At 52.2% G+C, this 20145-nt stretch carries 20 protein-coding genes; 18 read left to right on the forward strand and 2 right to left on the reverse strand.

Translation table 11 applies throughout. The annotated features are described in order from the left end of the window. Positions 1–88: 88 nt before the first annotated feature. Positions 89–1675: an ATP-binding protein gene (locus ABIE48_RS11680; RefSeq protein WP_192714493.1), complete on the reverse strand. Its 1587-nt coding sequence runs from the start codon at positions 1673–1675 to the stop codon at positions 89–91. A gap of 238 nt (positions 1676–1913) precedes the next feature. On the opposite strand from ABIE48_RS11680, the gene ABIE48_RS11685 reads away from it, so the two are divergent. The 13 genes from ABIE48_RS11685 (at position 1914) to ABIE48_RS11745 (ending at position 12610) form a co-directional block, all read left to right on the forward strand. Then, positions 1914–2198, forward strand: coding sequence for a hypothetical protein (locus tag ABIE48_RS11685; RefSeq protein WP_116230894.1), 285 nt, complete (start codon positions 1914–1916; stop codon positions 2196–2198). 241 nt (positions 2199–2439) lie between these two features. Beyond that, complete coding sequence (locus ABIE48_RS11690) at positions 2440–3306, forward strand: class I SAM-dependent methyltransferase (protein ID WP_145023047.1); 867 nt, start codon at positions 2440–2442, stop codon at positions 3304–3306. 195 nt (positions 3307–3501) lie between these two features. Next, positions 3502–4485, forward strand: coding sequence for an aminoglycoside phosphotransferase family protein (locus ABIE48_RS11695; protein ID WP_192714492.1), 984 nt, complete (start codon positions 3502–3504; stop codon positions 4483–4485). Positions 4486–4649: 164 nt separating this feature from the next. Beyond that, entirely contained in the window at positions 4650–4895 is a 246-nt protein-coding gene (locus tag ABIE48_RS11700) for a spore gernimation protein GerQ (RefSeq protein WP_105443330.1), read from the forward strand. 13 nt (positions 4896–4908) lie between these two features. Then, complete coding sequence (locus ABIE48_RS11705) at positions 4909–5295, forward strand: spore coat protein (protein WP_192714491.1); 387 nt, start codon at positions 4909–4911, stop codon at positions 5293–5295. Further along, positions 5295–6431, forward strand: coding sequence for a zinc-dependent alcohol dehydrogenase (locus ABIE48_RS11710; protein ID WP_145023045.1), 1137 nt, complete (start codon positions 5295–5297; stop codon positions 6429–6431). Before ABIE48_RS11705 ends, ABIE48_RS11710 begins: the two co-directional genes overlap by 1 nt. A 33-nt stretch (positions 6432–6464) precedes the next feature. Then, a complete protein-coding gene (locus ABIE48_RS11715) occupies positions 6465–6674 on the forward strand; it encodes a hypothetical protein (RefSeq protein WP_145023044.1) in 210 nt (69 codons plus the stop codon). Continuing rightward, on the forward strand, positions 6671–6976 hold the full coding sequence (locus ABIE48_RS11720) for a spore coat protein (protein WP_076167052.1): 306 nt from the start codon (positions 6671–6673) through the stop codon (positions 6974–6976). The genes ABIE48_RS11715 and ABIE48_RS11720 overlap by 4 nt, the downstream gene beginning before the upstream one ends. 191 nt (positions 6977–7167) lie before the next feature. Then, positions 7168–9174, forward strand: coding sequence for a Na+/H+ antiporter (locus ABIE48_RS11725; protein ID WP_192714490.1), 2007 nt, complete (start codon positions 7168–7170; stop codon positions 9172–9174). Positions 9175–9240: 66 nt separating this feature from the next. After that, on the forward strand, positions 9241–10029 hold the full coding sequence (locus ABIE48_RS11730) for an alpha/beta fold hydrolase (RefSeq protein ID WP_192714489.1): 789 nt from the start codon (positions 9241–9243) through the stop codon (positions 10027–10029). Positions 10030–10072: 43 nt separating this feature from the next. Then, positions 10073–10831, forward strand: a complete 759-nt coding sequence (locus ABIE48_RS11735) for a TrmB family transcriptional regulator (RefSeq protein WP_192714488.1) — start codon at positions 10073–10075, stop codon at positions 10829–10831. A gap of 156 nt (positions 10832–10987) precedes the next feature. Beyond that, on the forward strand, positions 10988–12172 hold the full coding sequence (locus tag ABIE48_RS11740; protein WP_192714487.1) for an MFS transporter: 1185 nt from the start codon (positions 10988–10990) through the stop codon (positions 12170–12172). A 39-nt stretch (positions 12173–12211) separates the two neighbouring features. Further along, entirely contained in the window at positions 12212–12610 is a 399-nt protein-coding gene (locus tag ABIE48_RS11745; RefSeq protein ID WP_089546922.1) for a hypothetical protein, read from the forward strand. A gap of 74 nt (positions 12611–12684) precedes the next feature. Here ABIE48_RS11745 and ABIE48_RS11750 read toward each other — a convergent pair whose 3' ends face one another. Then, positions 12685–13062 carry a winged helix-turn-helix transcriptional regulator gene (locus tag ABIE48_RS11750; RefSeq protein ID WP_354518916.1) on the reverse strand — a complete coding sequence of 126 codons (378 nt, stop codon included), beginning with the start codon at positions 13060–13062 and terminating at the stop codon, positions 12685–12687. Positions 13063–13190: 128 nt separating this feature from the next. Between ABIE48_RS11750 and ABIE48_RS11755 the strand changes: the two genes are divergently transcribed. The 5 genes from ABIE48_RS11755 to ABIE48_RS11775 all read left to right on the forward strand — a co-directional run bounded on the left by ABIE48_RS11755 (position 13191) and on the right by ABIE48_RS11775 (position 20125). Continuing rightward, a complete protein-coding gene (locus tag ABIE48_RS11755; RefSeq protein WP_192714486.1) occupies positions 13191–14618 on the forward strand; it encodes an MFS transporter in 1428 nt (475 codons plus the stop codon). A gap of 626 nt (positions 14619–15244) precedes the next feature. Next, positions 15245–16231, forward strand: coding sequence for an iron-hydroxamate ABC transporter substrate-binding protein (locus ABIE48_RS11760; RefSeq protein ID WP_192714485.1), 987 nt, complete (start codon positions 15245–15247; stop codon positions 16229–16231). A gap of 230 nt (positions 16232–16461) precedes the next feature. Continuing rightward, positions 16462–17427: an ABC transporter permease gene (locus ABIE48_RS11765; protein ID WP_105443321.1), complete on the forward strand. Its 966-nt coding sequence runs from the start codon at positions 16462–16464 to the stop codon at positions 17425–17427. A gap of 82 nt (positions 17428–17509) precedes the next feature. Then, complete coding sequence (locus ABIE48_RS11770; RefSeq protein WP_084203839.1) at positions 17510–18334, forward strand: carbohydrate ABC transporter permease; 825 nt, start codon at positions 17510–17512, stop codon at positions 18332–18334. Positions 18335–18418: 84 nt separating this feature from the next. Continuing rightward, positions 18419–20125 carry a type 2 periplasmic-binding domain-containing protein gene (locus ABIE48_RS11775; protein WP_192714484.1) on the forward strand — a complete coding sequence of 569 codons (1707 nt, stop codon included), beginning with the start codon at positions 18419–18421 and terminating at the stop codon, positions 20123–20125. Positions 20126–20145: the final 20 nt, after the last annotated feature.

Here is a 20145-nt window from a genome sequence, read left to right on the forward strand (position 1 = left end):
CCGGGCAGCTGTGCCCGGCGGCTTTTGTATCATCGAATCATCATAATGATCGGACCTTTAGAATCGTTTCGATGGCAGGGATCGACGATTAAGCTCCTTCGGTCAATACCGGTAACGTAATCGTGAAGACGGATCCTTCGGCTTCCATGCTTTTGACAGTGAGCGTGCCGTTGTGGTCCTGGATGATTTTATGGCAGATGGATAGGCCGAGGCCGGTTCCTTCTTCCTTGGTCGTATAGAACGGATCGAAGATTTTCGGGAGCAGGTCTTCGGGGATCCCCTTTCCCGTATCGGACACGTCAATGGTTACCACCGAATCCGTTTGCTGCACCTGAATATGGATATGACCCGGCTGTTCCATTGCCTCGATGGCATTGCGCACCAGATTAATCAGCACTTGTACGATTTTATCCCGCTCCATTTCAACCATGACGGAATCGCTGACATTCTCCATGCTGATGCTGTGCCCTCTGGAGGTCACCTGCGACTCGGTTAAATTTCTCGCTCTTTCCACACAATGCGAGATGGGCTCGGGGCGGATGTTGCCAAGATGAGGCTTGGAAAACTGCAGAAACTCCGCCGTCAGCTCGTTCATGCGGGTGATCTCGTTGGTGATGATATCGACCCATGGCCCGATATTATACGACTGCGATTTGGACAGGTGGATGAAGCCCTTCAGCGTCGTGAGCGGATTCCGGATTTCATGAGCCATGCCCGCCGCAAGCTCGCCGACGATTTTCAGCTTTTCGCTTCGGAACATTTCTTCCTCCCGCTTCAGCCACAGCATCCTCTTTTTCTGAAACAGCCGGTCTTCGGCCAGCATGATAATATCATGCGAGGTTGTGCTTTCCCGTGGAAACCGGGCCGTGCTGTAAGTCACCTCGTAGCCTAGCTTGCCCGATTCAAGAATATCCTGGGCTTGTCCAAGCGATCCATCGGTATCCGGGATCACCATGGCGAACCGGTCCCCGGCATAACGGGAAATGGCAAAGGCGCTCGGGAAGTAAGTCCGGATGATGAGCGATATTCTCGTCAAAATTTCGTTGCCGCCGCGGATGCTTTCCTTGTTTAGGCTTTTGAAGTCCTGAAAATCCAGGAGGATCAGCACAAAAGGCGATTTTTTTGTTTCAACCAGTTCGTTGACGGCACTGACATAACCGTCGTAGTTCAAAAAACCGGTCAGCGGATCATGTGATGCGAGAAACTGGTTTCGCCTCAAGAGCCGCTTTCTTTCAATCTCGGTCGTGACGAGATAACGCATTCCAAGGACGATTAATACCAGACTAACCAAATCGTAGACCGAAACCAATAGATTATAACGGTCCCAAGGGAGGTAGCTTAGCCGGATGACGGTATACATCATGGAATAAGCAAACGCCAGCGACAGTGTATACTTCAAGTTTCTGGTATTCCGGGTCTCCATAATAATCAATATAAAGTAAATAATTTGCGTCCAATTGAGCTGGGAACTCCAATGGAAGAAGGCGAGGCTTACGGATTGAAGAAGCAAGGAACGGCTGCTGGACTCGGCGAAAAAAATCATTACCCCCGTCAGCATCGCTCCGGAGAGAAATAGCAGAAAGATGCTGTCGGCTTTGCCCAACAGAATGGAAGATAACATGATAAATGTAGTTAAGGAAGGAATCAAGACGTGTCTTGTCTGTTTTACGATCATGTTTATGCTCCTAGGGAAAAAAGTAAAATTTCAGTAAGCCCTTATCTACTGCCATTATATCGGATAGGCCATGAAAACAATGTCGAATTTCCGTGTCGCCTTGGAAATGATCATGATTTTTTTTCTCCTATGGAGAAAACCGATTTTATGGTATAAATGACCTCATAGCCCTCCGGATGAATTCGGTGTGGAAGGATGCCGGAAGGATCCGGCACTAACGAAAACCAGGGGGAGTGTCATGCGGACGTATTTTGTCATCAGCCAGATCATCTATGTGTTATGTTTTGTTCCGTGGCTGCTGATTTGGGGGATTTCGTTCATGGGATTTGACAGTGGAATCAGTGGAGCGGCCATCGCCTTGGTGTCCGTGATCGGCGTTTACCCGCTCGTCACCATTGCCTGTGCCATTATGGCCTGGGTGTTCTATAAGAAGAGGAAGAGAGCGGCGGTCATCGTGAATTCGATTCCGCTCTTGTGGGTACTGGGCATCGGCGTGCCGGTGCTCGCATTGAATCTTTCGTGAACGATTCAAAGAGCATGAACAATGCAAAGCCCGGAAGCTTCAGGATAAATCCTGAGCTGCCGGGCTTTGCGTCTTTACAGCACTTGCTATGGCTACCGACCGTCAACCGATGCTCATTCGGACAAAGCCTCATAAAAATATCCCGCAGGCTCCACTTTAAAGCTATACTTTTACCGGGATATCCACTATTGTTGACTGTGTATCAGTATAGATGACCAGAACAATCGGGGAGTGTGAAGCAGTGGAGTCTTATGATTGGGATGAGAAGATGGGGTATTTGCGCCGGAGAATGAGTCTTTATTATAATGACGACTACATCGAGTTTTTGGTCAAATCGGTTTGGAAATGGGAAACTCCGGTTCGGATCGTCGATTTCGGCTGCGGTTACGGGCAGTTGGGCTTGATGATGCTTCCGCACCTGCCGGAAGGCTCAACCTATACGGGGATCGATCAGGGAGCAAGACAGATTAGGTCGGCCAATGAGCTGTACGCTCACCTGCCCTGGAAGGCCGAGTTCATTCAGGCGGAGCTGACGGATGCTGACCTGGGCAGCACCTTTGATGTCGCCGTATCGCACGCAGTGCTTATGCATAGATCTGATCCTCTGCAGCTGCTGGCTAAGATGGCCGAAAGCGTGAAGGACGGAGGAACGGTCATTTGTTACGAGCCTCACGGCTGTGCTTCTATGTCGAGCTATTATTTTGATGATGTTTTATCTACGGAAGTCATGCCGCTTGGCCCACTTCAGAAGCTACATGAACAGGATGCTTTGCGGACCGGGAAGGACGCCAACATCGGCATGAAGCTTCCGGTTTACTTTTCGCAGCTGGGGCTGAGCCGGATCGAGAGCAGAATCAGCGATAAGGTGAACTATTACGACCCGGCACAGGATTCCGAGGAGTCGAGGGCTTTGTTCAGCAACCTGCAGTTTGAATGCCCAGGTCAGGAGGAAGACTTTATTCAAGCGCTGATTAAGCGGGGGCTAACCAAGGAGGAAGCAGAACGGCTCTATATCGCCGAGGACCTGTTATCCCAGGTCAATACGCCGTCGATTGCGTTCGCCCATGCGCCGAGCATGAAAATTACATTCGGTACGGTAGTCCGATAAGTCCGTGCAGCAAAAAAAGGAGCTGTTCCCAGGGTTCATTGACCTACCGGGACAGCTCTTTTTACGTACGACCATTTTTAACCAGACCTTATTCAACATCATAACAGAACCGAAAGAAACAGTCTATATTTTCAGCAGGGGACTGGGGTATAGTTGGTGATGCCGGCAATCCAATCATAGAAACGGGGAAACAATATGGAAAATGCATGTCATCTTTCCGAGGCGGATTTAACGCATTATACCAAGCAGGTATTCGGATCGGGTTACGCGATCTCGCAGATTACGCGGCTGAACGGAGGGGCACAGAAGGTCGTCTATCAGCTCGATTTTCTGAACGGTTTTTCCTGTATGCTGTACATTTGGGATTTATCCATGAATTACTTTCGGGAAGAAATCGAACATTCGGATCATGATATGCGCTCCTATGGAGCTGACTTGTTTGGCGAGAACAACCGCGTATTAACCCAATTGGGCATTCCCACACCCGAGCTGTATAACCTTAATCTGGAGCGCCGGGAGTATGCGTTTGATTATGCGCTTGTCGAACGTATTGGGGGCGGCAAAGCGGAAGACTATTTTGCACACCCGGATGCGGCGGAGCAGATGCGATTGTTTCGGCAGATCGGGGAGATGGTAGCCAATATGCACGATTACGCGAGAGATGTGCACGGGCGGCCCGGTCAAACCAAGCTTCCGCGGAAGTCCTGCCAGCAGGAGCTGGTGGACAATGCCCTCAGGCAGATCACGTATGCAGCCTCTTATTTGCCTGAGATTGCGGCTGCTCAAGAGGGGCTCATGTCCGTCCTTCAAGAATGTTCATCGCGAATTCGTCCAAGGACATCTTACGGACTGATTCATGGCGAGCTTGGACCTGACCACATTTTGGTGAATGCGAATCTGGAGCCGTATCTGATCGATATTGAGGGTGTAACCTATTTCGACATTGAGCATGAGCACAGCTTTCTGGAGTTTCGGTTCGGGGAGCATTACCGGTATTTCCGTCAGGACCATCTGGATCCCGACCGGATGGCCTTCTACCGCCTGCACCACCATATCTCCTTAATCGGAGGCGGTTTAAAACTGCTTCACCGCGGCTTTCCCGACCGGCCGTTTGCCCAGGGTATCGTGGATCACCATCTGAAGTGCGCCTTGAGATATGTTCATAAAACATTCCATTAACCCATTAACTGTGGAAGCCTCTATCAGAGGCTTCTTTTTTGTGAGGAGCAACCCGGCAGGCAAATTTTATGATCCCGGGAGTGCCGCGAAACTGAATCAAGGTATACACAGGAGGATAACCTATCCTTGCAGACATCGTTAAATAAAGGAGGTACAGGTCATACATGAAGGATTTTCCGCTTGCACCCCATGAATCGATCGATCTTCATGAAGTGCTGAATTTCAAAACGCTCTGCGTCGCCAAATCGAAGCTGATGCAGGGGATGGTTTTTGACAAAGAACTGAAGGCGCTGATGCAAAAGGACGTTGAACAGTCCACGCAGGCCATCAACGAGCTGAAGGCGGTTTATGAACGAGCTCCGTTTCAGGCTCCGGTTCCGGAAAGCAAGCCTGCCCCCATTCTAAATTGAAGGTGATACTCTGATGAACAACGATTATTTAGATCCGATCAATTCGCTCAACATGCCGGAGATGGCCGATATGACTTTTGCTATGGACTTTTTGATCCGGGCGAAGGAAGGGGTTCGTAATACCGCAGTTGCCCTGACCGAAACCGTATCTACAGAAGCGAGGGAACTGCTGAAAAAGCAGCTGAAGCAGGGGATTGCCCTCCATCAGGAAATCACCGAGCTGATGATCCGTAAGAAATGGTTTCACCCGTATGAGCTGCACGAGCAGTACCAGCTGGACCAGCTGTCGGCCAAAAACACAGCCATGATTGCCGGGATGAACCTGTTCCCCGCAGATACTTCGCGCAAAGGGATGTTCGACCGGACGCCCGATGAGCAGACGGAGGAAAGCCGAGCATGATGAAAGCCGTTACGTACCAAGGGGTTAAAAATGTCGTCGTCAAGGACGTCCCCGATCCGAAAATTCAAAAACCGGATGACATGATCGTCAAGCTGACCAGCACCGCTATTTGCGGCTCCGACCTGCATCTGATCCACGGCATGATTCCCAATCTGCAGGAGGATTACGTCATCGGTCATGAACCGATGGGGATTGTGGAGGAAGTGGGGCCCGAAGTCACCAAGCTGAAGAAAGGCGACCGGGTCATTATCCCGTTTACGATTGCCTGCGGCGAATGTTTTTACTGTAAAAATCATCTGGAGAGCCAGTGCGACAATTCGAACGACAACGGGGACATGGGTGCGTATTTCGGCTACTCGGGAACGACCGGCGGTTATCCGGGCGGGCAGGCCGAGTATTTGCGGGTTCCATTCGCCAATTTCACGCACTTCAAAATTCCGGAAAACAGCGAGCGGCCGGATGAGAGCCTTGCTCTAATCGCCGATGTGATGCCCACCGCCTATTGGAGCGTAGACAATGCCGGTGTCAAGCAGGGGGATACCGTAGTCGTGCTAGGCTGCGGACCGGTTGGACTGCTGGCGCAAAAGTTCTGCTGGCTCAAAGGGGCGAAGCGGGTCATCGCCGTCGACTATGTGGATTACCGGCTGCAGCACGCCAAAAAGAACAATCATGTTGAGACCGTCAATTTCGAGCAGCACGACAATGTTGGTGCATACCTGAAGGAAATCACCAAGGGCGGAGCCGACGTGGTCATTGACGCGGTGGGCATGGACGGGAAGATGAGCGACCTCGAGTTTCTGGCGAGCGGCCTAAAGCTGCAAGGAGGCACCATGAGCGCCTTGGTCATCGCCTCCCAGGCCGTTCGCAAGGGCGGAACGATTCAAATTACTGGCGTGTACGGCGGCCGTTACAACGGATTCCCGCTAGGAGACATCATGGAGCGCAATGTGAACATCCGCTCCGGACAAGCTCCGGTCATTCACTATATGCCTTATATGTATGAATTGGTGGGCTCCGGCAAAGTCGACGTGGCCGACATCATTACGCATGTCATCCCGCTCAGCGAAGCCAAACGCGGTTACGAAATGTTCGATACGAAGACGGACAACTGCATCAAGGTTATTTTAAAGCCGTAAGGTACTTGACAACACAAGGGAGTGAATTTCTTGATAAATCCAACGTATGCCATGCATGAATTGTTGGAGGCGCATGAAATTGCCGCCTTCAAGACGGTCTGCATGACGAAGTCCAAAACGATGCAGGCGCTGGCCACAGATCCTGAGCTCAAGCTCATTCTCCAGCAGGATGCCGCGATGTCATCCGATCAGCTGGCCGAGCTTGCAGCCGTTCTGAACAAAGGAAAGGAGACGCTGCAATGAATCCCGTACTGGAATACATGACCGGCATGAACAAATTGACCGACGATGTGATTGCCATGGACTTTCTGGTCACAGCCAAGAGCGGCGTCCGGAATTTGGCGATGGCCGTAACGGAATGCGTCACTCCGGAAATCAAAGGAATCCTGGAGCGGCAATTGGAACAGGCGATCGATACGCATGAGAAGATTACCAAATACGCGATCGCCAAGGGGCTGTACCATCCTTTCAGCGTTCAGGAGCAGTTGCGTGTCGATCTGCAGCAGATTCGGACCGCGCAGAGCATTCCTTTTCCCACACCGTAACAGCTTGATTTGTATCAGGCATCTTATCGGTAACTGCATAAGCATTAGACAGACAGCCGGCTGTGTCGTACAGCCGGTTTTGCTATCATGATTTATCCCTGCCGGATCGGCTGACTTCAACTCATGAATGATCCCCCTTCCGGGAATGTTAGCCATATCGACATTTGGCAGAAAGAAGGCAGGAAATCACTATGGAACTGTTACTGATGGTCATCGTTCTTCTAATTCTGATCGGCATATCGAACGTTATCAATCATTTTATCCCGGCGGTCCCGGTGCCTCTGATCCAGATTGCGCTGGGCGTCGCGGTCACGTACATTCCCGGCGTACATCATGTACCGCTAAATCCGGAACTGTTCTTGCTGCTCTTCATCGCGCCTCTGCTCTTTAATGATGGAAAAATGACACCCCGCGACGAGCTGTGGCAGCTGCGGTCGTTCATTCTGCTGCTGGCGCTCGGCCTCGTGTTTGCCACCGTGCTGATTGCAGGGCCGTTCATTCACTGGCTCATTCCGGCCATCCCGCTGTCGGCGGCTTTTGCGCTGGCGGCCATTCTGTCGCCGACCGATGCGGTGGCCGTCGGCTCGCTGTCCGGCCGGGTGAAGCTCCCGGGCCGCATCATGCGCCTGCTCGAAGGTGAGGCGTTGATGAACGACGCTTCGGGCCTCGTTGCTTTTAATTTTGCCATTGCCGCAACCGTCACCGGCCATTTCTCCCTGCCGCGGGCGATTGGCAGCTTTATCGTGATCGCGGTCGGCGGGATTGTGGTCGGAGCGCTGCTCGGCTTCCTGGCGATTTGGCTCCGCATGCTGCTGCGCAGGCTTGGGATGGAAGATGTCACATTACATGTGCTGATTATTATTTTGACACCGTTTCTGATCTATTGGATTGCTGAAGAATTTCACGTATCCGGTATTTTGGCCGTCGTTGCTGCCGGTGTAACCCATGCGATCGAACGGGACCGGATGAAGGCGGGATCGGCGCGCCTGCGCATCGTTTCCGACAGCACGTGGTCGGTCATCCTATTCTCTTTGAACGGTCTCGTGTTTCTGCTGCTTGGACTTGAAATTCCCGGGGTGATCCGGACTGTATGGCAGGACAAGGCATACAATAACGGCCAATCCATTGCCTATATCGTTCTGATTACGCTGGTATTAATGGTCCTTCGCTTTGTATGGGTATGGGCATCGAACCGCCAATTCCGTTCCGCCGTGCTGACAGCGTTGTCCGGTGTCCGGGGAGCCCTGACGCTGTCGGCAGCCTTCTCCATTCCGTTGACACTGGCCGACAACAGTCCTTTCCCCGAACGGGACTTGATCCTCTTTATCTGTTCAGGCGTCATTCTGCTGACCCTGATCAGTGCCAGCGTGTTACTGCCCATCCTGACCCGCGGTCCCCAGGTGGATCCCGCTCTCGCCGAGGATGCCGAGAGACAAGCGCGAATCCGTGTCATTGAGGCGGGTCTCCGAACGGTCAAAGAGGAGAAAAACGATGAAAACCGGCAGCAGGCTATCGAGCTGATCGCTGCGTATTCCCGCAGGCTGCAGATGTGCAGATTCAGAGATCGTGCGGAAATGAACAGATTATGGAAAGAGGCTGTGGAAATCCGGCTGGAGGCGCTCGAGGCGGAGAAGGAAACCGCGGACCGATGGCTGCAGGAAGAGCGGATTTCGCCAAAACTTGCGGATCGGTTCAAGGCCACGGTATCGCGGGTCGAGCTGCTGCTGTCCACCCGTTTCAAGGTGAAGAAGCTGATGATCGTTGGATGGTCGGCCATCACCCGGCTGTTCCAAGGCAGCAAACACAAAAAAGCCCGCATGACACCAGACCACCCGAAGTGGAATGCTTATAAGGCGCTGAAGCTGGAAGCGATCCGTGCTGCGATAGAGCGGGTTAAGGGGCTCGAGACATCGGGCAACCGGGATACCATCGCCATGATTATTGCCGATTACCGCGGGCTGGAGCTGCATCTGACACAGGAACCTGCACATGAGGAGCGGGCTGAAGAGATGGATGCGGTCCGCCGGGAGCTTGAGCTCAAGGCCATCCAGTCGGAGCGGAATGAAATTCAAAGGTTGTTCGAAGCGGGTGAGATCAGCCGGGCGCTGGCCAACAATTTAAGGCTGGACGTCAATTATCATGAGGCGCATCTGTTTGAATCGCAAACCGTGCATGAGGAGGAAGGGGAGCACGCTTAGAAAGCTGCTTTGCCTTCCCTGCTGAGAATGGTAAAATAAGCTCATTCCGGTTGGGGAGGGAAAAGTATGGAAGCTTTCGTTAACGGGATCAAGCTCCATTATGTCGATGAAGGAACCGGCTTCCCGCTGATTGTATTGCATGGGCTTGGCCTGGACGTTCACTCGATGGAACCCGTCATTCACTCGTTCAGCACTGATTTTCGCGTCATTGCCATCGATGCCAGAGGGCATGGCCTGTCGGATAAGCCGGCAGAGTACAGTCTCTCGGATCATGTTCGGGATGTCATCGCGGTGATGGATTTCCTCAAGCTGGACAAGGTACACCTGGTGGGTGGATCGATGGGAAGCTATATCGCGCAAGGAGTCGCCATCGCCGCTCCGGAGCGGGTGGAGAAGCTGGTGCTTGTCACGCCCAAGTCCAACGGCAGGACCTCATCGATGGCCCGTTTATTCAGTGAGCATGCCGAGGAACTGGAAGGTATGGATACCCCGGCAAAGGTGCAGCATTTAAGCCGGTACATGTTTCACAATCTCTCATTGGTCGGAGCGTGGATGCAGCATGTTCAAGAGGGTGGAACAAGCTTGACGGAGGAGCAGAACGCCGCTTCCAACCGGGCGCTTGAAGGGTTTGATTTCCGTCCCGATTATGGCCGGATTACGGCGGAGACGCTGATCATCAGCGGGAAATACGACGGTCTGAATCCGCCGGAGTGGGGCAGGGAAATCGCGGATGCCATTAAGGGAGCACGGTTCGTGGAATTCCTTCATTCCGGGCATGCGCCGCATGTGGAGGAGCCGGAGCGGTTTGACGAAACGGTAAGAAGCTTCCTGCTTGCGCCTCCGGAACAAAGCTGAAGACTGCACCGACCAAGCAGCAAGGGGAGCGGGGATAAAAGTCATGTTACATAAATTCGGATTTTCACAATATGAGAGCAAGGTGTACGAGGCGTTGGCGTCGGCGGAGCAGCCGATGGACGCCACGATGATCGTGAAGCATTCCGGCGTGCCCAAGGCGAAGATATATGAAGTGATCTCCCGGATGGTGGAGAAGGGGATGGTGCTGGAATCCGTTTCGGAAAAAAAGAAGCTGTATACCGCATTGCCTCTTCCGCTCGTGATCGAAAAATTAACGTCAGAGTTTCAGTCGGACATTCAGGAGCTGGAGCAGCATAAGGTTCAGAAGGCGGTCATCGACGACCATGTCTGGAGCTTGAAGGCAGACTCATCGATCACATCCCAGTTAAAGCAGATGATGGAGAATGCAGAGCGCTCGATCCGGTTTTCGGCATGGGAGGACGATTTCCACAAGTATCTGCCTATCCTGCTGGACAAGCAGCAAAATGGCGTCAAAGTGGAAGGTGTCGTGATTGGCGATACGCCTGATGGCCTGCCCCAGATCGTCCCGATGAAGCCTAGCGAGCAGCATGTCATGCTGGAGCGGTTCAGGCTGCTGATCGTAGACGACCGCGAGGTCGTATTCGCCGGCGTAGAGAATGATTCGTGGCAGGCGATCAAGACCCAGTCACAGCCGTTTGTGCGCGTGTTTACGGACTATTTCCATCACGATTTGCTCCTGGCGAAAATAACGGGCAAATACAATGATATTCTGCTGAACGACGAGGAGATTATGACGGAATTGCTTCAGTTGAAATATTAAGCGCGTCACGTGAAAAACGGGTGGACCCGGATCCATCCGTTTTTTGTATGCAAAAAATAGGGGTTGATCCTCATTTTGAATTAGGTTACCATTGCAGTAGTAACCACAAGAAAACATGGAACCGAGAGATCTTTACAGAGGGGAGTTACATGCTGCATGAATTTTAAAATTTACATTTTAGCGATCGCCTGCTTCGTGACCGGAATGGTGGAACTGATCGTCGGGGGGATGCTGGATCTCGTTTCATCGGACCTTCATATTTCAGTGAGCACAGCCGGGCAGTTGATCACTTTGTATTCCGTGGTATTTGCCGTATCGGGGCCTGTGCTGCTGGCGGCAGCTTCGAGGATCGAACGTAAACTGCTGTACCAATGCGCCTTGTTGGTCTTCATTGCCGGCAATGTGCTTTCGGTCGTCAGCCCGAATTTCACGATGATGGTGATCGCGAGAATTTTGTCGGCGGCGAGCGCCGCGCTCATCACCGTGCTGTCTATAACGATGGCTTCCCAGATGGCGGAACCGGCGTACAGAGCCCGGGCAATCGGCGTTATCTTTATGGGAGTCAGCGGCTCCCTCGTACTGGGCGTACCTGTGGGCATGATGCTGGGCAACGCTTTTGGATGGCGTGCTCCGTTTGTCATGATCTCCATTCTGGCCGTTATATCGTTCATCGCTGTGCAAATTTTTATTACCAAAACGCCTCCCAGTGAGACCGTGCCGCTGCGCAAGCAGCTGGCATCCTTGAAAAACGGCAAAATCATTTTTGGCCAGCTGATTACGATTTTGATGCTGACCGGTCACCTGACCTTATATGCTTATCTGACGCCGTTTCTGCAGGAGACGCTGCACCTGAGTCCTTCCATGCTCAGCCTGTTTTATTTTATTTTTGGCATCGCGGCTGTTCTTGGCGGCGGGGCAGGTGGCTGGGTCACCGACCGGTTTGGGCCTGAGAAAAGCATTCTGACCATTGTCAGCGTGTTTGCCGTGGCCATGCTGCTGATGCCGGTATCTACGGTTTCGGTGTATGTCTGCCTGATCGTGATGATCGTCTGGAGCATGCTCAGCTGGTCGATCTCTCCTTCGTTGCAGAGCTATCTGATCAAAGCGGCACCGGAATCGCCGGACATCCAGCAGAGCTTGAACAGTTCGGCTTCCCATATCGGTATTGCTCTGGGGTCGGCGATTGGAGGCATGGTGATCGAAGGATCGTCGGTGTATTACAATGCCTGGGTTGGCGTTATTTTCGTCCTGCTCGCATTGGGATCCGCGGTGCTGTCGATTACTTGGAAAAAGCGCCGGACCCAGTCCCGTGCGGCTGCGGGCGTCCAGGAAACATCATGATGGAGGTGAATTCCGCAGTGACGGCACAGCGGAATGTCAATGGAACAACAGTGGAATATGGAGCCCGCCAAATGCATGGCGTTGACCGTTCAGTTGATGCAGGGTCGGATCTGCCCTGTGACCGGCGGTGATGAAGAAGCAGACGGCTTTTACCAAGAGTTGGGGCGGTTTGCCCAAGACCCCGTCATTCACGAGCTGCTTGAGAGCGGAAGCTTTGAATTGGTTGATGTGGGAGATGCCGATATATTTGCTTACAAACGAAGCATGGATCAGCATCGGCTGCTGATCGTAGCGAATATGAACAAGGAGGAGGCGGCATTCCGGGGTGACGGAATAACAGGCGGACAGAAAATGGTATCCGTCTATCCGGATACCGTTCCATCCGAAGCGATGCGGCTGCGGCCGTATGAGGCGTTTGCGGTATTGATCAACGGATGAAGGAGGGGAACAATCCCTCCTTTTTTTGTGCACTGCTGGAGTGTTTTAGTATAAGGGGGTATCTTAATCGGTGCCTAGTTGGAGTTGGATTGTTCAAGGTGGCCGCCCATCGCTTTTTTATAAGAACTGCCCCATTCCCTGATCTGCAGAATGACCGGTTTGATCGTCTGGCCGAACTCGGTCAGCGAATATTCCACCCTTGGGGGGACCTCAGGATAAACCACTCTTTGGACGATTCCGCAGTCCTCCAGCTCCCTAAGCTGAAGTGTGAGCATGCGCTGCGTAATACCTGGAATGATCTGACGCAGCTCGTTAAAGCGTTTGGTGCCGTCCAGAAGGGTGTACAGGATCATTCCCTTCCACTTGCCCCCAATGATATTCAAGGCGACTTCAACGGAGCAGCCCTGGAGATATTCGGCGCGGAGTACGCCATAATCCGGATTTTTCTTCAACCCGATCCCTCCTCATAAGTTACAAGAAGTATACTGTACCACAAAAATGTGCGTACTTACTTCTCTCCATTTTAGCACATATAATCAGATCAGCAGCTGCATACATGGACTAAAGGAGAGAAAAGGATATGGAAAATCATGCTTTAACAGGCCGGCAAGCTTCACCTTCTGTAGCGGGATACCGCTGGTGGTCCTTGACCGTCATCCTGCTTGCGACCTTTATGGCAATTCTTGACGTATTTGTTGTGAATGTTTCGATACCCGATATTAAAAAAGGCCTTTCGTCAACCGACGGGCAGGTAGAATGGGTGGTGACTTCTTATACGATCGCTTATGCCGTTTTATTGGTGACCGGCGGGCGGTTGGGCGATTATTGGGGAAGAAAACGGATGTTTCTCTGGGGAATGTCAGGTTTCACCGTTGCGTCCGCTCTTTGCGGCATGGCCCCAAGTGCTGAGCTGCTGATTGCCGCGCGGGTACTTCAGGGCATGTCGGCGGCCATGATGATTCCGCAGGTTCTATCGACCATTCAGGTGCATTTCACCGGAAGTGAGCGGGGGATTGCGCTGGGTATATACGGCGGGGTGATCGGTCTGGCATCCGTTGCCGGGCAAGTGATAGGCGGTTTTGTGCTGGAATGGAACATTGCAGGATTGGGATGGCGGAACGTATTTTTTATTAATATTCCATTCGGAATCATCTCAATCGTCGGATCCATGATCGTACTAAAAGAATCACGCTCGGATTCGCCCGTCGTCAAATTGGACATCATCGGTCTTTCGTCCATCACAGCGGGGCTGCTGCTCCTGATATACCCGCTGATCAGCGGAAGGGAGTCGGGATGGCCCTGGTGGACCTATGCATCCTTGGCACTGGCAGCACTTGTCATCTCGCTCGGTCTGACCTATGAACGCCATGTGAAAAAGAAAGGAAGGGTGCCTTTCATTCAGCTGTCTCTTTTTCAATACCCCGCTTTTACAAGAGGTCTGCTTGTGACATTAGCCTATTATTCCGGCAATGCCGGCTTATACTTTGTTCTCGTCCTGTTTCTTCAGCAGGGACTGGGACTATCGCCGCTTGCATCAGGCTTAACTTTTCTGCCGCTCGGAATCGGGTTCGCCGCAACATCCATGCTTGCCCAAAAGCTGGTCAAGGTTTTTTCCGAAAAAGTCGTATATTGGGGAGCGATCCTGATGCTGGTCAGCGATCTTGCGCTGATCGGTCTATTATATGAATCGGGAGAACATTTAAGCAAAACGCTGCTGTATCTGCTTATGCTCCTTGTGGGAGCTGGCCAGGGAGTCATTGCTCCCCCGCTGCTGCAGACGATACTTTTCAGGATCCGCCAGCAAGATTCAGGGGCTGCCTCGGGGATCCTGACAACGATGACCCAAATCTCTCAGGCATTAGGGATAGCGATATTAGGCGGTGTGTTTTATACTCTGGCGGATCACCACGGGTACGTTACTGCGTTCAGAGACGCGTTGTGGGTCCTACTTGCCTTAGGCACGGCTGTGCTGATTGGTTTAATGAATTTGATTCGCCTCCATAAATGAGAGCTAGGACTGACATTTTAGAAGCTCCAAGGAAGGGCATATGGAACTTCATCGGAGGGACATGCAGAATTCTAGACCTCAGAGATAAGCCTTCCGATGAAGACGATATACAATAGGCAAAAGATCAGCATCATATTTAGCAGTATGGTGCCCAATGAGGGAATTATTTGCTTTCGGTTCCCTCCAGGGTAAAGTCCGGATATGCCCCAAAGAAAAGACAGGGTGGCGGCTATGATCAGAAGACCGAAAGGGTCCATCCGAAGCAGTTGTCCAATTCTGAATGTGAGGTTAGGGGTTGTCATGAGGAGGATAAACGCAGTCCAGCAGACAAAGGCAGCCCCCAATGATAAAACACCGCTTCTTCTCATCTTTCTCGCTCCTGTGGGTTACTTTATACCAAGTATACCCAAAGATTGGTCACTGTCACGAAAAAAACACTTGATAATGAGATTCATTATCACTTATGATACTTAAAGAGAAATCTTTCACGTAAAACCGGATGGACCATGGATGTACATATAGGTTTTCGTACAAATAATGAGACTCTAGCCTAGATAGAATGAACTAAAGTTTTGCATTTCTTAGTTCATTCTATATAGATGAACCAGTGGAGGGGACATACCATCATGAAACTCAAACTTAAAGGATCACTGCTGCTCGCGCTGCTGATGAGCTTTACCGTATTGGCCAGCGCCTGCGGCGATAAAGCCGGCAATTCAAACACAATGGACTCGGGGGCAGCGGCAGGAGGTAACAGCACCGCGGATACCGAGCAGGAACGCGTGCTGACGGACGCGCTTGGTCATGAAGTGAAAGTGCCAGCGAATCCGAAGCGGATCATCGCATCCTATTTGGAAGATCATCTGCTGACGCTTGGCGTCAAACCGGTTGCCCAGTGGTCGACTGGCAAAGGTTCCGTGCAGTATTACCTGCAGGATCAGCTGAACGGCATTCCGGAAATCTCTTACGACCTTCCCTATGAAGCCGTCATGAGCTTTACGCCGGATCTGATCATTCTGAGCAGTGCGGACATGGCGACGGATGACAAATACGAGCAGTACTCCAAGATCGCACCGACCTACGTGGTAGGTAAAGAGAAGAGCAACAATTGGCGCGAAGAACTGAAGGCGGTCGGGGAAGTGCTTGGTAAGAGCAAAGAAGCGGAGGAGGCCGTTCAAGCTTATGATAAAAAAGCTGCGGAAGCCAAGGAGCAGCTTCAGAAGGCCATCGGCACGCACACGGCAGCGGCACTTTGGGTGACGGGCAAAGACATTTACGTGTCAAGCGACCACTTGTCCAGCGGCTCGGTGCTGTATGATGATTTGGGACTCGCGAAGCCTAAATTGGTAGAAGAACTGTCCAAAACCGGCACGGCGAGCTGGAACCAGGTTTCGCTGGAAAAATTCGCGCAAATGGACGCCGATTATCTGTTCATCGTCAACAGCCGCGGCGTATCAAAGGATGAGCTGCTGAAGGATCCGGTATGGGCCAACATCCCGGCCGTCAAGGAAGGCCATGTGTACGAGTTTGACGATCATTCCAGCTGGCTGTACTCGGGAACGATCGCCAATACGCAAATCATCGATGACGTGTTGTCCAACGTCGTCAAATAAATCAATGAAAACTTGTAACGCTCTACATTAGAAACTAAGGTTTTGAAGCCTCGGTTCCGGCACCTTCTGTCGGATTCGGGGCTTTTTTCTGTCTTCACCACTGGATGCCACCTGAAATTCAGAAACCTTAACTAAAATTTGAAGACTATTTTTCATAGGAACAGCCGCCTATAATTAGTACCTGAAAGGGCTTACATAAGAGATTTCAGAAACGGGGTGCTTTCCTGAACATGAACGCAAGGGCCGGTATCGAAGCCGAGTGGGAACCTGCCGCCGAGAAGGCGAAAGAGAGGAAGCTGTGGCGGAAAATTGTGGGCCAGCGCTATCTGCAGATTATGGCTCTGCTGGGCGTCGCCTGGATGATTGTTTTCAATTATATCCCGATGTACGGGGTCATCATTGCTTTTAAAGAGTTCGACATTATTCATTCGATCTCTTCGGCTCCGTGGGTCGGATTGGATCATTTTAAGGAATTCCTGGAGGACGACAGTCTCGGATACGTGATCAAAAATACGCTCGGGATGAGCCTCCTGAAGCTGGTGATCGGGTTTCCGCTGCCCATCCTGTTCGCACTCCTGCTGAACGAAATCCGTTCGATCGTGTTCAAAAAGTGGATTCAGACGATTTCCTACCTGCCTCACTTTTTGTCCTGGGTCATTCTGGGCGGCATCCTCGCCACCTGGCTGGCGGATGTGGGCATCGTCAATAAGGTGCTGATGGCGCTTCACCTGATCGATCAGCCGATTACATACCTGGCCGAGCCCAAATACTTCTGGTCCATCGTCGTCACTTCAGACATCTGGAAGGAGATCGGCTGGTCGGCGATCATTTACCTGGCGGCGATTTCGAGCGTATCTCCGGAGCTGTACGAGGCGGCTACGATCGATGGGGCGGGCCGGATGCAAAAAATGTGGAACATTACGCTTCCTTCGATCAAAGGCACGATTTCCATTTTGTTCATTCTGGCCGTCAGCGGCATCCTGAACTCCAACTTCGACCAGATTCTCGTGCTGCGCAACTCGCTGAACGAAACGTCAAGCAACGTCATAGACGTCTACGTATACAACGTTGGTCTGGCAGAGAGCCGGTACTCCTACGCGGCTGCGGTCGGACTGATCAAAAACGTGATCGCTCTCGCGCTGCTGCTTGGAGCCAACAGCATTACGAAACGGCTGAACAATACTTCCTTATTCTGATGGACGGCGGTGACTCTTCGTGTATTCATTCAAACGCCAAAGCGCTTCGAGCGCGATCTTTGAAATATTCAACTCCGTGCTGATGCTGATCGTCTGCTTCGTCACGCTGTATCCGATCTGGTACGTCATCGTGAACGCATTTAATGATGGGGCGGACGCGATGCGGGGCGGCATTTACTGGTGGCCGCGGCAGTTCAGCCTGGACAGCTTCCAGGCCGTATTCCGCAGCGAGGGCATCATGACCGCCATGGGGGTCACGGTGGCCAAGACGCTGATCGGTACCCCAGTTCACGTGTTTTTTACCGCGATGGTGGCGTATGCCTTTTCCAGAAGGGAGCTTGTGGGACGCAAGCTGTATATGTTCATCGGCACGGTGACGATGTTCTTCGGCGGGGGCCTCATTCCGTATTACCTGCTGATCCGGGATTTGCATCTGCTGGACAATTTTCTGGTATATATCCTACCTGCTGCATTCAGCTTCTTCGATCTGATCATCTTCCTGTCGTTTTTCCGGGAGATTCCTCCGGGACTGGAAGAAGCGGCGAAGATCGACGGGGCGAACGATTTTAAAATTTTCTACAAAGTCATCATTCCGGTATCCATGCCGGTGGTGGCGACAATCGCCCTCTTTCACGGGGTGTACCAATGGAACGATTACTTTACCGGGATGATCTTCATTAATGATACGAACCTGCAGCCGATCCAGACGTATTTGTACCGCGTCGTTGCGCAGTCAAGCTCCAACCAGATGCTGGCATCCATGCCAAGCGGCATGGCGGTGTCGGTGACGAGCCAATCGCTGAAGCTGGCTACCATGGTCGTTACCACAGCGCCGATCGTCTTCGTGTACCCGTTCCTGCAAAAGTATTTTGTAAAAGGCTTCATGATCGGATCGATCAAGGAGTAACCGGGAATCCGGGTTTATCCATGGTTATCAGTCCCGCCTGGCGGGAGTGTTAATAGATTAACGAAAGAAAAGGGGTTAGAATCCATGAGCAAATCGCGCAGACTCATGACTTCCATGATCGCTCTGACCGTCGTGTTCACGATGGCGCTGTCCCTTGCGGGCTGCTCCGGCGGCAAGAGCGAGACCAACGGCGGAAGCACCGCCGCGACAAGCGGAAGCACGGATGCGAAGAACACGTCGTCCACGGGCGGCGGGGAAGCCAAACCGAATCCGGATGAGCCGGGCTGGAAGTCGGACAACGCACCAATCACGTTTGATTGGTACATGAACTTTTCGTGGTTCAATAAAAAATGGGGCGGCGACGCGACTGCCGAATATGTCACCAAGAAGACGGGCGTCAGCATCAACTTTATCGTTCCGGCGGGTAATGAGAACGAGAAGCTGAACACCATGATCGCCTCCGGCAAGCTTCCGGATTTCATCACGCTTGGATGGAGCGAGGAAGCCGTCAAGAAGATGATCGAGGGCAAGCTCGTGCTTCCGCTGAACGAGTTGGCCGATCAATACGATCCTTACTTCTTCAAAGTAGCCGACCCTGCTAAACTGGGATGGTACACGCAGCCGGACGGCAACATCTACGGTTATCCGAACGCATCGTCCTCTCCTGAAGATTACAAAAAGTACGGCTCGAACTTCACGTCTAACCAAACGTTCGAGGTTCGCAAGGACATGTATGAAGCCATCGGCAGCCCGGATATGAGCACGCCGGAAGGGTTCCTGAACGCGCTCAAGCTGGCGAAGGAAAAGTTCCCGGAAGTGAACGGCCAGCCGCTCATTCCGCTTGGGCTGCATGAATTCAGCGAGACCGGCAACTATTCGCTCGAAGGCTATCTCCAGAACTTCCTGGCGATCCCGCAGCAGAAAGACGGCAAGCTGTACGACCGACGCCTGGATCCCGAATACATCTCATGGCTGAAGACGTTCCGCAAAGCTAACGAAATGGGACTGCTCTCGAAGGACATCTTCATCGACAAGCGTCCGCAAATGGAAGAAAAAATCGCGCAGGGCCGCTACTTCGCGATGCTGTACCAGCGCTCCGACTTTGATGCGCAGAACATGTCGCTGTACCAGAAGGACCCGAATTCTGCGTACATCGCGATCAACGGTCCGGCCAACTCCAAGAAGGAACCGCCTACGTTGTCCGGTCCTGGCATCTCCGGATGGACGCTGACCCTGATCTCCAAGGACGTGAAGGACAAGAAGCGGGCGATCGAGTTCCTGACCTACCTGATCAGCGAGGAAGGCAACAAGGACATGTTCCTCGGCGAAAAAGGCGTCACCTACGACAACATCGACGGCAAAGACCAGTTCCTTCCGGATGTCGTGAAGCTGCTGAACACGGACCGCACCGCGTTTGACCAGAAATACGGCGCGTCCTACACCTACTGGATGCTGATGGATACGAACATGAACCTGCAGTGGGCACCGCCGGGCGTCGATCCGCAGAAACAGATGGCGGACTGGACGAAGGGCAAATCGATCAGCATGTCCGAATTCGACAATCTGGATCCGCCGAGTACATCCGAAGAGGGGGTTGCCGGCAGCAAAAACGCACGGAATTGGGGCAAACTGCTGCCGAAACTGCTGCTGGCCAAATCGGATGCCGACTTCGACAACATGTGGAACAGCTACATCGAAGACCGCAACAAGAACAAACAGGACAAAATTGACGCATACCGTCAAAAGGCATACGAAGAAAACGTCAAAAAACTGGAAGCGCTCAACAAATAAGCGCCTTCTGACACAAGCCT

Source organism: Paenibacillus sp. OAE614, from assembly GCF_040546645.1.
In the GTDB taxonomy this organism is placed as follows: Bacteria; Bacillota; Bacilli; order Paenibacillales; family Paenibacillaceae; genus Paenibacillus_AQ; species Paenibacillus_AQ favisporus.